The 12,241-nt window shown below is 69.2% G+C and carries 11 protein-coding genes and 1 riboswitch; of the genes, 6 read left to right on the top strand and 5 right to left on the bottom strand.

Going from position 1 to position 12,241, the window contains the following annotated elements; translation table 11 throughout:
* Positions 1-2,207 (top strand): ATP-dependent DNA helicase (locus QSG27_RS23950; RefSeq protein ID WP_306710574.1); only part of this gene is annotated, 2,207 nt, incomplete at its 5' end.
* Positions 2,208-2,225: 18 nt separating this feature from the next.
* Here the strand turns inward: QSG27_RS23950 and QSG27_RS23945 are convergent.
* The 4 genes from QSG27_RS23945 to QSG27_RS23930 form a co-directional block, all read right to left on the bottom strand.
* Positions 2,226-3,146, bottom strand: a complete 921-nt coding sequence (locus tag QSG27_RS23945) for a homoserine O-succinyltransferase (RefSeq protein ID WP_306710572.1) — start codon at positions 3,144-3,146, stop codon at positions 2,226-2,228.
* A 49-nt stretch (positions 3,147-3,195) separates the two neighbouring features.
* Positions 3,196-3,299: riboswitch (SAM-I-IV-variant riboswitch) on the bottom strand.
* Between the two features lie 55 nt (positions 3,300-3,354).
* Positions 3,355-3,750: a hypothetical protein gene (locus QSG27_RS23940; RefSeq protein ID WP_306710570.1), complete on the bottom strand. Its 396-nt coding sequence runs from the start codon at positions 3,748-3,750 to the stop codon at positions 3,355-3,357.
* A gap of 176 nt (positions 3,751-3,926) precedes the next feature.
* Positions 3,927-5,618: a methyl-accepting chemotaxis protein gene (locus QSG27_RS23935; RefSeq protein WP_306710568.1), complete on the bottom strand. Its 1,692-nt coding sequence runs from the start codon at positions 5,616-5,618 to the stop codon at positions 3,927-3,929.
* Between the two features lie 246 nt (positions 5,619-5,864).
* On the bottom strand, positions 5,865-6,812 hold the full coding sequence (locus QSG27_RS23930; protein WP_306710566.1) for an AEC family transporter: 948 nt from the start codon (positions 6,810-6,812) through the stop codon (positions 5,865-5,867).
* A 128-nt stretch (positions 6,813-6,940) separates the two neighbouring features.
* On the opposite strand from QSG27_RS23930, the gene QSG27_RS23925 reads away from it, so the two are divergent.
* The 3 genes from QSG27_RS23925 to QSG27_RS23915 all read left to right on the top strand — a co-directional run bounded on the left by QSG27_RS23925 (position 6,941) and on the right by QSG27_RS23915 (position 10,091).
* Positions 6,941-7,345 carry a tellurite resistance TerB family protein gene (locus QSG27_RS23925; protein ID WP_306710565.1) on the top strand — a complete coding sequence of 135 codons (405 nt, stop codon included), beginning with the start codon at positions 6,941-6,943 and terminating at the stop codon, positions 7,343-7,345.
* 11 nt (positions 7,346-7,356) lie between these two features.
* Entirely contained in the window at positions 7,357-8,226 is an 870-nt protein-coding gene (locus QSG27_RS23920) for an NAD(P)-dependent oxidoreductase (RefSeq protein WP_306710563.1), read from the top strand.
* A 611-nt stretch (positions 8,227-8,837) separates the two neighbouring features.
* Positions 8,838-10,091 (top strand): DUF2336 domain-containing protein, encoded by a 1,254-nt coding sequence (locus QSG27_RS23915; protein WP_306710561.1) that lies wholly within the window; start codon positions 8,838-8,840, stop codon positions 10,089-10,091.
* Here QSG27_RS23915 and QSG27_RS23910 read toward each other — a convergent pair.
* Positions 10,085-10,564, bottom strand: a complete 480-nt coding sequence (locus tag QSG27_RS23910) for a hypothetical protein (protein ID WP_306710559.1) — start codon at positions 10,562-10,564, stop codon at positions 10,085-10,087. The genes QSG27_RS23915 and QSG27_RS23910 overlap by 7 nt on opposite strands.
* Positions 10,565-10,835: 271 nt before the next feature.
* On the opposite strand from QSG27_RS23910, the gene mdh reads away from it, so the two are divergent.
* Together mdh and QSG27_RS23900 are read left to right on the top strand one after the other, a co-directional pair.
* The gene (gene mdh, locus QSG27_RS23905) at positions 10,836-11,804 is read left to right on the top strand and encodes a malate dehydrogenase (RefSeq protein WP_035675841.1); all 969 of its coding nucleotides are present in this window, start codon (positions 10,836-10,838) and stop codon (positions 11,802-11,804) included.
* 249 nt (positions 11,805-12,053) lie between these two features.
* Positions 12,054-12,241, top strand: a 188-nt coding sequence (locus tag QSG27_RS23900; RefSeq protein WP_306710553.1) for an ATP-grasp domain-containing protein, incomplete at its 3' end; no start/stop codon positions are given.

Below are 12,241 nucleotides of genomic sequence, written 5' to 3'. Positions count from 1 at the left end.
AACCGCCGCCCGCCCACCACCAGGTGGAGCCGGACGAGGCGCGGCGCCGGCTGTCGGTGATGCTGGCGGCCAGCGTGCCCGGCAAGCTGGCCGAGCCGCGCCCGCAGCAGGCCGACTACGCCAGCGCGGTGTCCGCCGCCTTCGCCCCCCGCCCTGCCCCCGACACCCCGAACGTGGTGCTGGCGGAGGCCGGAACGGGCGTCGGCAAGACGCTGGGCTATTTGGCGCCGGCCACGGTGTGGGCGGAGAAGAACGGCGGCACCGTATGGATCTCCACCTACACCCGCAACCTCCAGCACCAGATCGACGCGGAGTTGGACCGCCTCTACCCCGAACCGGCGACCAAGGCGCTCAAGGTCGTGCTGCGCAAGGGCCGGGAGAACTACCTGTGCCTGCTGAATCTGGAGGAGGCGATCCGCGGCATGCCGATGCAGCCGCATCACGCCATCGGGGTGGGGCTGATGGCGCGCTGGGCCGCGGCGACGCGGGACGGCGACCTGACCGGCGGCGACTTCCCCGGCTGGCTGGTGGACATCGCCGGGCGCGGGCGGACGCTGGGCCTCGCCGACCGGCGGGGCGAGTGCATCTACTCCGCCTGCGACCATTACGCCCGCTGCTACATCGAGAAGAGCGTGCGCCGCGCCCGCAAGGCCGACGTGGTGATCGCCAACCACGCGCTGGTCATGGTGCAGGCCGCCCTTGGCGGCGGCGAGGAGCCGACCCTGCCCACCCGCTACGTCTTCGACGAGGGGCACCACGTCTTCGACGCGGCGGACAGCGCCTTCGCCGGGCATCTGACCGGGCGCGAGACGCAGGAGCTGCGGCGCTGGCTGCTCGGCGCTGAGGAGACGGGGCGCAGCCGCGCCCGCGGGCTGAAGCGCCGCATCGAGGATCTGGTCGCCAGCGACGAGCGCGCCCAGGAGTTGATGGACGCCGTGATGATGGGCGCCCGCGTCCTGCCGGCGGAGGGCTGGGCGGCGCGGCTGTCCGCCGACAACCCGCAGGGGCCGACCGAGGCGTTCCTGCTCGCCGCGCGGCGGCAGGTCTATTCCCGCACGGCGGGACAGGGCGGTCCCTACAGCCTGGAGGCCGACAAGGCTTATCCGGTGGACGGGCTGCTCGACGCGGCGGAGGCGCTGGAGGCGGCTCTGGTCCGGCTGTCGGAGCCGCTGGCCGGGCTGGCGAAGCGGCTGGCCGCGCGGCTGGAGGACGAGACCGCGGAGCTGGACAGCGACCAGCGCCGGCGCATCGACGCCATGGCCCGCAGCCTGACCCGGCGCGGCGTGCTGACGGTCGAGGCGTGGCGGGCCATGCTGAAGACCCTGCCCGTGGAAACCCCGCCGCAGTTCGTGGACTGGTTCGCGGTGGAGCGGATCGACGGGCGCGACGTGGATGTCGGGCTCTACCGCCACTGGATCGACCCCACCGTTCCCTTCGCCGAGGCGCTGGCCGGGCCGGCGCACGGCATGGTGGTCACCTCCGCCACCCTGACCGACGGCACCGGCGACACGGCGATGGACTGGCAGGCGGCGGAGGACCGCTGCGGCGCCAGCCACCTGCCGCAGCCGGCGCTGCGCGCCCAGGTGCCCTCCCCCTTCGACTACCCCAACCGCACGCGGGTGATGGTGGTCACCGACGTGCGCAAGGACGATCTGGGGCAGGTCGCCTCGGCCTACCGCACGCTGTTCCAGGCGGCGGGCGGCGGGGGCCTGGGGCTGTTCACCGCGATCAGCCGCCTGCGCGCCGTCTACGACCGCATCGTCGAGCCGCTCGACGCCACCGGCATCCCACTTTACGGCCAGCATGTCGATCCGCTGGACGTGGCGACGCTGATCGACATCTTCCGGGGGGAGGAGCACGCCTGCCTGCTCGGCACCGACGCGGTGCGCGACGGGGTGGACGTGCCGGGCCGCTCGCTGCGGCTGATCGTGTTCGACCGCGTGCCCTGGCCGCGCCCGGACATCCTGCACCGCGCCCGCCGCGACGCCTTCGGGCGGCGGCGCTACGAGGACATGATCGCGCGGTTGCGGCTGAAGCAGGCGTTCGGACGGCTGGTGCGGCGGGCCGACGACACGGGGGTCTTCGTCCTGCTCGACCCGATGATGCCCAGCCGCCTGTTCGGCGCCTTCCCGGAGGGGGTGGAGGTCCGCCGCGTCGGCATCAAGGAGGCCGTGGAGGCGACGGAGGAGTTCCTGCGCGGCTGGTAGGAGGCCGCGGCCTCCCGGTCAGCCCGCGCCGATGCGGGAGAGATCGAAGGGCGTCGTCTGGTAGATCTGGTTGATCCAGTTCGCGAACAGCAGATGGGCGTGGCTGCGCCACCGGTTTTCCGGCGGGCGGGTCGGGTCGTCGTCCGGGAAGTAGCCCTGGGGAACCGGCGTGGCCGCGTCCTTGGCGACGTCCCGCAGATACTCGTTCCGCAGCGTGTCGGTGTCGTATTCGATGTGGTTGAACATGTGCAGGGAGCGGTGGGCGGCGTCCTCCAGCAGGCAGAGGCCGCTGTCCGGGGAATCCAGGAGCACGCGAAGGCCGCTGTCCGCCGGAATGTCCTCCTGGCGCACCTCGGTCCAGCGCGAGACCGGGATGGGCACGTCGTCGGACAAGCCGCACAGATAGGGCGAGGCGGGAACGCGGTTGCGGTGACGGAACACGCCGGACGCCTTCTTCCCCAGCAGATGCTTCGGCACCCCGTGGAAATGATGGATGGCGGCCTGCGCCGCCCAGCAGATGTTCAGGCAGGCATGGACGTGGCTCTGCGTCCAGTCGAAGACCGAGCACAACTCGTCCCAGTAGGACACCTCCTCGAAGGGCATGGTCTCGACCGGCGCGCCGGTGATCAGGAATCCGTCGAACTTCTCGCGGCGCGCGTCCTCCCACGACCGGTAGAAGGCGCTCATGTGGTCCGCGGAGGTGTTGCGCGACACATGGTTGGTGATCCGGATCAGCGACAGCTCGACCTGCAGCGGCGTGTTGCCCAGAAGGCGCGCGATCTGCGTCTCGGTCCGGATCTTGTCGGGCATCAGGTTCAGCAGGCCGAACCGCAGGGGCCGGATGTCCTGCCGGATGGCGTCGGCCTCCTGCATGACCATGACGCCCTCAGCCTGCAGGGCGGTGAAGGCGGGAAGATCGTTGGGTATCCTGATGGGCATGACTCGTCCGGCTCCGCTGTCGGCGCATCGGTCAAAACGGACGTCATGGCGAGCCCCGTATGATTGCCGGTCCGGCCACATCCCCCTTCGGGACGCCACCTTGCTCGGGAAGCAGGTTGGCGTTGAGCGTCCGCTCAACTCTTGATGCGCGGCGCACAATATACGGGCAGCGGCGGCTTGGCAACAGCGGCGGCCGGGGAGCGCTCCGTCAGGCGGACGGGACCGGGTAGAAACAGGTGTTGAGCACGAGCAGCAGCGCCCAGAAGCCGATTTCCAGCGTTTCGGTGATCGGCTGGATGCGCCGGATGGCGCCGTAGACGTGGACGGCGAGCATCAGCCCGAACACGGCGAACAGAACGTCGAAGGCGTAGGCGGTGCCCTCTCCGCCCGCCCCGCGCAGCATCAGGAATTCGACGATCAGGATGAACGCGCCCAGGCAGCGCCCGAAATAGACGGCGAGGTCCTTGTCCTCCGGGATGCGCCACAGCATCAGTCTTGCCCAGGTCAGCGGCGCGATGAAAATTGGAAGAGCAAAGAAAATCGTGGTGCTTATCATCAGGACAAGCAAATAGGTCTGCGCGTGCTGCGCATAGATGCCCAGCATGGCGGTTCCTCCATCTTGTATTTTTGATGATGATGGAGTGCCGGAACAGCCGCCGGTTGTCAAACCGATTGCCGCGCAATTCTTCGAAAGTATGAGGAGCGGGAGGCCGGGACGCGCCGTCCGGCGGGGATGCCGGTGGGCAGCCCCGCTGCCGCCCACCGGTCCCGGTCACGGCGTCACGCCGCCTTGATGGCGTTGAGGAAGTTTTCCACTTCGCTCTTCAGACGCATCGCCCCGTTGTTCAGGTCGGCGGAGGCCGACATCACCTGGGTCGCCGCACTGCCGGTCTCGGTCGCGGCCTGCGACACGCGGCTGATGTTGCTGGTCACTTCCTGGGTGCTCTGCGCCGCCTGCTGGACGCTGCGGCTGATCTCCTGGGTCGCGGCCCCCTGCTCCTCGATGGCGGCGGCGATGGAGGAGGAGATGTCGTTGATCGAGGAGATGGTCGCCCCGATCCCGCGGATCGCGCCGACCGCCCCGTCGGTGGCCGACTGGATCGCGCCGATCTGCTGGGCGATCTCCTCCGTCGCCTTGGAGGTCTGGTTGGCGAGGCTCTTGACCTCGCTGGCCACCACGGCGAAGCCCTTGCCGGCCTCGCCCGCGCGGGCCGCCTCGATGGTGGCGTTCAGCGCCAGCAGGTTGGTCTGCGCCGCGATGTTCTGGATCAGGTCCACCACGTCGCCGATGCGCTGCGCGGCCTCCGAAAGGCCCTGCACGGTGGCGTTGGTGCGGTCGGCCTCGTCCACCGCCTTGCCGGCGATGCTGGCCGACTGCGACACCTGCTGGGAGATTTCGGTGATGGAGGCGGCCATCTCCTCCGACGCGGAGGCGACGGTCTGCACGTTGGCGGAGGTCAGCTCCGCCGCGGACGCGGCGCCGCCGGCCTCGGCCCGCGTGTGCTCGGCGATGTCGGTCATGCTGCGGGCGGTGGTGTCGAGCTGCGACGACGCCGCGCCCACGGTCTGGAGGACGCTGTGCACCGCGCTGTCGAAGCCGCGGATCAGCGTATCGACCCGCTCGGCGCGGCGGCGTTTGTTCTCCTCCTCCGCGGCCTGGGCGGCGGTGAGGCGCTCGGCCTCGATCAGGCCGTCCTTGAAGACCTGCACCGCGCGGGCCATGGCGCCGATCTCGTCCTGGCGGGCGCCGCCTTCCACCGCGACGGCGAGGTCGCGCTTGGCCAGACGGTCCATGATGCCGGTCAGCGCGATGATGGGCCGGGCGATCGTCCTCGTCAGCGTGACGCCGGCGAACAGGCAGAGCAGCGAAACCAGAGCGATGGCGCCCAGAATCCAGGTCTGCGCCCCGACATAGGCGACGTTGCCCTCTTCCGCCGTCTTGCCGGCGCTGTTGACGTTGAAGGCCGTCAGCTCGTCGAGGAGGGCGCTGCACTCGTCGAACGCCTTGTGCGATTCGGTCCGGTAGATGTCGGCGGCCTTCTCGTTCTCGTTCGCCCGGGAGGGCGGGAGGAGCCGGTCCTGGCTGATCTTCATGTAGCGGTCCCAGGCGGCCTGCCAGCGCTTGGCGGTCTGGGTTTCCCAGCCGGGGGTCAGCAGCGACTCGTACTTCCGCCGGGATTCGGCCAGCCGGTTCAGCACCCCCGCCATCTCCTTCTCGGCCTCGGCGATGTCGGCGGGGTAGAGGGCCAGGATGTGGGACGCTTCCAGGATGCGGTAGTCGTTCGCCGCTCCATCCATTTCGGTGATGGCGGTGAGGCTGGGCAGCCAGTTGGCGCGGATTTCCTCCGCGGCCTGGTTGACGGTGCTCAGCCGCTCGACGGCGAACAGCCCCAGGGAGACCGTCATCAGAAGGACCGCGACGGTCGCGGTTACCACCTTGGCCCGGATGGTCATGGAATTCAGCATGGACATGGCAGGTACTCTTCCCCCGAAGCGATGCGGCGGCTGGCGATTGTTTCGTGTCTGAACGAAAAAGCTGGGTCTGACCAGCAGTCTATACGAAAGGCATAAGGCAGGGGTGGAACAAGTGATGGAACGGCGGTTATCCGGCAAGACGCAAGAATGACGCAGGGGCGCCGCATTATTGTGACCGCCCTGCGTTAACGAAGTTGCGCGACACGTTGAGCGGGTGAAATGGCAGGAGAATTTCTCCCGCCTTCAGTGCGCGGGGGCGTAGACCGCCAGAAGAAAGGACAATGTGACCACGCTGGCGATGGTGGACATCAGGATCGCCGAGGAGGTGCGCTCCACATAGATCCGGTACTGGCTGGCCACCACGAAGGTCAGGGCGCCGGTGGGAAGGCCGGCGAGGATGATGGCCGAACCGGTCCAGAAGGGGTCGAGCGGAAACAGCGTTTGGATCAGGAACCACGCCAGCGCCGGCTGCACCACCAGTTTCAGGGCGCTGATCCAGCCGACCTCCAGAAGGTTGGCCTTCAGGCTCTGGGTCGCCAGGAACAGGCCGATGGCGAACAGGGCGCAGGGGCCGGCGGAGGCGCCCATCAACTCGCAATAGGTCGTGATGGGGCGGGGCACCGGCACGCCGGACAGGAAGACCGACCAGGCCAGCCCCAGCGCCGTGGAGATGATCAGCGGGTTCCGGACCAGCGCCCGGCCCACGTCGGCCAGCGCCTTGCCGATCCCGCCGCCGTGGCTGTTGGCGAATTCCAACCAGATCACCGCGATGCCGACCATGATCGCGCTCATGATGACGGTGGCGAGGATCGCCGGGGCCAGACGGTCCGGGCCGAAGGCCGCCAGGAACAGCGGGATGCCCATGTAGCCGGTGTTGGAGAAGCAGGCGTTCAGCCCCTGCATGCACTGGATCTGCGTCCGCTCCCGGTGGATCAGCCAGCCGAGGACGGCGCCGAGCGCATAGACCGCCAGCATCGAGCCGAGGAAGGCGCCGATGAAGGGGCCGTTGAAGATCTCCGGCAGCGAGCGCTTGGCGGTGCCCAGGAACAGCACCGGCGGCAGGGCCATCCAGTAGACGAACTTGTTCAGCGCCTCCGAGGAGGCGGGACCGAGCAGCTTCGCCTTACCGGAAAGGACGCCCGCCAGGATGATGGCGAAGACCGGGAGCGCCACGTTGATGACCACCGACATGGGGCCCGACCTTAAGGGGCAGCCCGCTCCCTGTCGAGGGACCCACCCTTCCGTCGCAGGCATGGCTCCCTTGACGGCGCGTGGGGCACGGGCAAGATTGGGCGGGGCCCTTTCCCGCAGGAGTTTCGATGATCAACCACCACAGCGCGCTCATCTACGTCATGGTGCTGGTGTCGGCGTGCGACGGCGACATGACGGACGCGGAGCTTGAGGCCATCGGCGAGAACGTCCGCTATCTGCCGATCTTCAAGGATTTCGACATCGACCGGCTGACCGACGTGACCCGCGAATGTTCCGGTCTGCTGGCCGACACCGACGGGCTGGAGACGACGCTCCAGATCGTCAAGGAGGCCATCCCGCCCAAGCTGTGCGAGACCGCCTACGCGCTCGCCTGCGACATCGCGGCGGCGGACCCCTCGGCCTCGCAGGAGGAGCTGCGGATGCTGGAGCTGATCCGGCACAAGCTGGGCGTGGACCGGCTGTGCGCCGCCGCCATCGAACGCGGCGCGCGGGCGCGCCACGCCCGCCTGTGACGGGCCGGGACATGGAAGGTCTCAAAGGGCGGAGGGTCGGCTTCATCGGGCTGGGCCTGATGGGGCGGCCCATGGCCCGCAATCTGGCGAAGGCCGGCGCGTCGCTGGTCATCCACAACCGCAGCCCCGGCCCGGTCGAGGAGCTGGCGGGCGAGGGCATGAGCCCCGCCGCCGGCCCCGCCGAGGCCGCCGCCCGCGCCGATGCGATCGTGCTCATGCTGTCGGACACCGTGGCGGTGGAGGCGGTGGCCGCGGCCCTGATGGACGCGCTGGCGCCCGGCCATCTGGTGATCGACATGGGCACCACGGCGGTGGCGGCGACCCGCAAGCTGGCCGAGGCCGTCCGCGCCAGGGGCGCCGAATGGGTGGACGCCCCGGTGTCCGGCGGAACGGTGGCGGCGGAGGCCGGCACCCTGACCATCATGGCCGGCGGGACGGAGGACGCCTTCGCCCGCGCCCTGCCGCTGTTCCAGGCCATGGGCCAGCGCATCACCCATGTCGGCGGCAGCGGGGCCGGTCAGGTCGCCAAGATGGCGAACCAGGTGATCGTTGCGCTGAGCATCGGCGCGGTGGCCGAGGCGCTGGCGCTGGCCAGGGCGGCGGGGGTGGAGCCGGGCAAGGTCCGCGACGCCATCCGCGGCGGCTTCGCCGAGTCGCGCATCCTGGACCTGCACGGCCAGCGCATGGTGTCCGGCGACTTCACGCCGGGCGGGCGCGTGGTTACCCAGATCAAGGACCTGAAACAGGCGGAGGAGTTGGCGGAGCAGTCCGGCATCCAGCTTCCCGCGCTGGGCCTGAGCCTGGAACTGTTCGAACTGCTGGCCGAACAGGGCGATGGCGGGCTGGACCATGCGGCCCTGTACCGGCTGTTCTTCAAGTAACCCGGACGGCGCTTCCGATGGGAGCGCCGCACCGCCAAGCCGAAGCCGGGTTCCAACCCGGCGGCGATCAACCTCCCGATTGAACGGTCCCGCTTTCAAAGCGGACTGAAACCGCGTCCAAGGAACGCGGCGCGCAACGGCGTCGCCGCGCCGGCGCCCGCAGCAATCGGGCGGAGTCCGCCCGCCATTATTTCCCTCACGAACAATATTCCTTCGCTGATCGTTTGCATTTCCATCATTGAGCTTTCCGGCTCGAATGTGTGCAAACGGTCGAAATCCTGCCCACCCGATGGGCAAGCAACATTTTATTCCCGCACCGCCATGCGTATACCGCACCGCACCAATACCAACTTGGTATTACCATGCGCCAAGGTCAGAGCCTATGATCCGCCCCGTTACTGCTTTTGCAGTGCGTTTCCTCCCTAAACTCTTCAAGGCCGCGCCCCATCGGGGTTGCGGCCCTTTTTCTTTTCAACCTCCGCTTTTCAAAGCCTTGTCATCGCCGGCGGACCGGACGACTGGCGGATGGATCACCGACACCGGCGGCGGCCTCCGATGACAAGTTTGGGTCCATTAGCGGCCCGTTAACCGCACCGTCGTTGGATGTCGGGATGCAGCCACGTCAGGCCCCTCCCTCCGTCTCCGGAGACGACCGTCCCGACGCGACCGCCCGCAGCACCGGGCGCGCCGCGCCCGCCGGCCCGCGCGCGCAGTCCGGCGGGGACGACGGGGTGGAACCGGAACTGCTCGGCTACCTGTTCGACGACGCTCCCCCCGCTCCTCCCGCGCTGGAACCGGCGCGCCGCCGCGTCGGCACGGCCCTGGTCGAATCCCGGCTGGCCGGCATGGGCGACGCCGGGGGGCGCGCGGTGCTGGCCCGCAAGCTGTGCCGCCTGCTCCCCGACCTGCCGCCGGACAGCCAGGACAAGGCCACCGCCGCCGCCCTGCGCGCCCTGGAGCGGTTGGCCCGCGACCATGCGGCCCATGTGCGGGCGGCGCTGGCCGGGGCGCTGAAGGACATCGCCTGCGCCCCGCCGGCCATGGCGCGCACGCTGGCCCGCGACGTGGAGCGTTCGGTGGCGGAGCCGATCCTGCACTGCTGCGCCACCCTGACCGACGAGGATCTGCTGGAGATCGTCGCCGCCCACCCGGCGGGCTGGGCGCTGTCGGCCATCGCGCGGCGCCCGGCGGTCAGCGCGCCGCTGTCCTGCGCCATCGTGGACACGGGCGACGCGGAGGCCACCGGCCTGCTGCTGGACAACAGCGGCGCCGTCATCCCGGAAGACCGGCTGGAGGATCTGGTGGAACGGTCCGGCGGCCATCCGGACTGGCAGGCCAAGCTGGCGGGCCGCCCCGCCCTGCCGCAGCGGCTGGCCCTGCGGCTCGCGGAGTTCGTGGACGATTCGGTGGCCGACCTGCTGCGCCGCCGCACCGATTTCGACGCGGCCACCGCGGCGGAGGTCGCCGCCGTCACCCGCCGCCGTGTCGCCTGGATCGAGGCGCGCGACCCCGCCGAGTCCCCCGAACGGCACGCCGTCCGCCTTCACCGGCAGGGCGCCCTGGACGAAACGGCGCTGGACGACGCCCTGTCCTGGGAGGAGACGGATTTCGTCCGCGCCGCCCTGGCCCTGCGCGCCGCCGTTCACCCGGCGATCGTGGACGACATCCTGCGCTCCGGCGATCCCCGCGCGGTCACCGCGCTGGTCTGGCGGGCGGGCTATTCGATGCGCTGCGCCATGCGGGTGCAGGTCCGCGCCGCCGGCATCCCGCCGCGCGCGGTGCTGAACGCCCGCCGGGGCACCGGCTACCCGCTGCCCGCGGCGGACATGACCCGCCACCTCGCCCTTTACGGCGTCCGCTACTGAATTTCCAGCGGCCGGCGGGCCGGCGCGCGCCGGGAGTCCGGGTCCATCATCGGATCGTTCTGATACATCGGGCGCGACGGGTCCGTGTCGATGAGCTGCGGCGGGGTGACGATCTCCTCGCCCGATCCGGAATCGAACTGGATCACCGCCATCCGGCGCACCGTCTCGCACAGCTCGCGCTTGCGCAGCACCGCCGGGTCGCTGGGCCCGTCGAAGGCGACGAAGGGCACCACGATGCCGCTGCGTTCCCCCGGCGGAACGGAGGTGTACACATAATTCGCCACGGGCCGGCAATAGGCCACGTCGGTGTCCGCCGGGGCGCCTGCCGAAGCGCCTGGGGCGGCCGCCGCGCCGTTCAGCGGCGCCTTGGCCAGAGCCGCCTCATAGTCTGCGACGGTTTGTCCCAACGCGGCGCCGCCGCTCCCCAGCGCCAGCGTCACGGTCAGGCAAAATGCCGGTGCAAAGCGAGTCATACCCCTTCCCCCCATCCGGAACAGCCTTCAAAACCCATCCAAAGAATAGTGCGCCGCGGCGCCAACACCAAATTCCTGTTTGCCGTTCCGGCCATTCGCCGTAATCGATTGCACAGTTCCGTCCCCGCGCTTGCGGTCACGCTTGCTCTCGGGCCGGAATCGCGCTAGGAACCGCCCTCGAAATCTCAGGGCGCTGGATCCCTAGGACGCTAAACTCAATCGGTTCTGTCCTCCGCTGAATGGGGGACGCTCACGCTTAGGGAAACGCTCCATGGCTCGCAAGAAGATTGCGCTCGTCGGCGCCGGCCAGATTGGCGGCACGCTGGCTCTGCTCGCTGCCCAGAAGGAACTCGGCGACGTCGTTCTGTTCGACATCGCGGAAGGCATGCCGGAGGGCAAGGCCCTCGACCTGGCTGAAACCTCGCCGGTCGAAGGCTTCAACGCCAAGCTCAGCGGCGGCAACGACTATTCGGTCATCGAAGGCGCCGACGTCGTGATCGTCACCGCCGGCGTGCCGCGCAAGCCGGGCATGAGCCGCGACGACCTGATCGGCATCAACACCGGCGTCTGCCAGACCGTCGGCGAGAACATCAAGAAGTACGCCCCGAACGCCTTCGTGATCGTCATCACGAACCCGCTGGACGTGATGGTGTGGGTGCTTCAGCAGGCGTCCGGCCTGCCGCCGGAGCGCGTCGTCGGCATGGCCGGCGTGCTCGACTCGGCCCGCTTCCGCTACTTCCTGGCCGACGAGTTCAAGGTGTCGGTCGAGGACGTCACCGCCTTCGTTCTGGGCGGCCACGGCGACACCATGGTCCCGCTCGTCCGCTACTCGACCGTCGCCGGCATTCCGCTGCCGGATCTGGTCAAGATGGGCTGGACCACGCAGGAGAAGCTGGACGCCATCGTGCAGCGCACCCGCGACGGCGGTGCGGAGATCGTCAAGCTGCTGAAGACCGGCTCGGCCTTCTACGCCCCGGCCGCTTCCGCCATCCAGATGGCCGAGTCCTACCTGAAGGACCAGAAGCGCGTCGTTCCGGTCGCCGCCTACCTGACCGGCCAGTACGGCCAGAACGACCTCTACGTCGGCGTCCCGACGATCATCGGCGCCGGTGGCGTCGAGAAGATCATCGAGATCGATCTCTCCGAGGAAGAGAAGAAGATGTTCGATCACTCGGTCGACGCTGTGAAGCAGCTCGTCGAGGTGGTCAAGAAGCAGCAGGCTGAGAAGGCCGCCTCCTAAGGCGGCCTGTTTTTTGCCTGCGCGGTGACCTGCGGCTTTATCGCCCGGGGCGGACGGTTGAACACGCCGCCCCGGGTGGTACAGTAACCGCGGTCGCTCGCGCCAGCCGGCGTAAGGCTTCTCGAAGGACAAGGCTTCCCGAAGACTTGCGTCCTGGCGTGTCCGCCAGCAGGAAACGCCTGCCCGATCTTCGCCCATCGTCAGCCGACCAAAATCTGTCAGCCGACCATAAAAACAGATGGACGCCCGATGAACATCCATGAGTACCAGGCCAAGGGCCTGCTGAAGAAGTACGGCGTCGCGGTGCCCCGCGGCGGCGTCGCCTACACCCCGCAGGAAGCCGAAACCGTCGCCCGCGAGCTGGGCGGTCCGGTTTGGGTCGTGAAGTCGCAGATCCACGCGGGTGGCCGCGGCGCCGGCCGCTTCAAGGACAACCC

It is taken from the genome of Azospirillum isscasi, assembly GCF_030849505.1.
Lineage (GTDB): Bacteria > Pseudomonadota > Alphaproteobacteria > Azospirillales > Azospirillaceae > Azospirillum > Azospirillum isscasi.
Note: the sequence above shows the minus strand (reverse complement) of the source record. Positions and strands in the feature narration are given on the sequence as shown.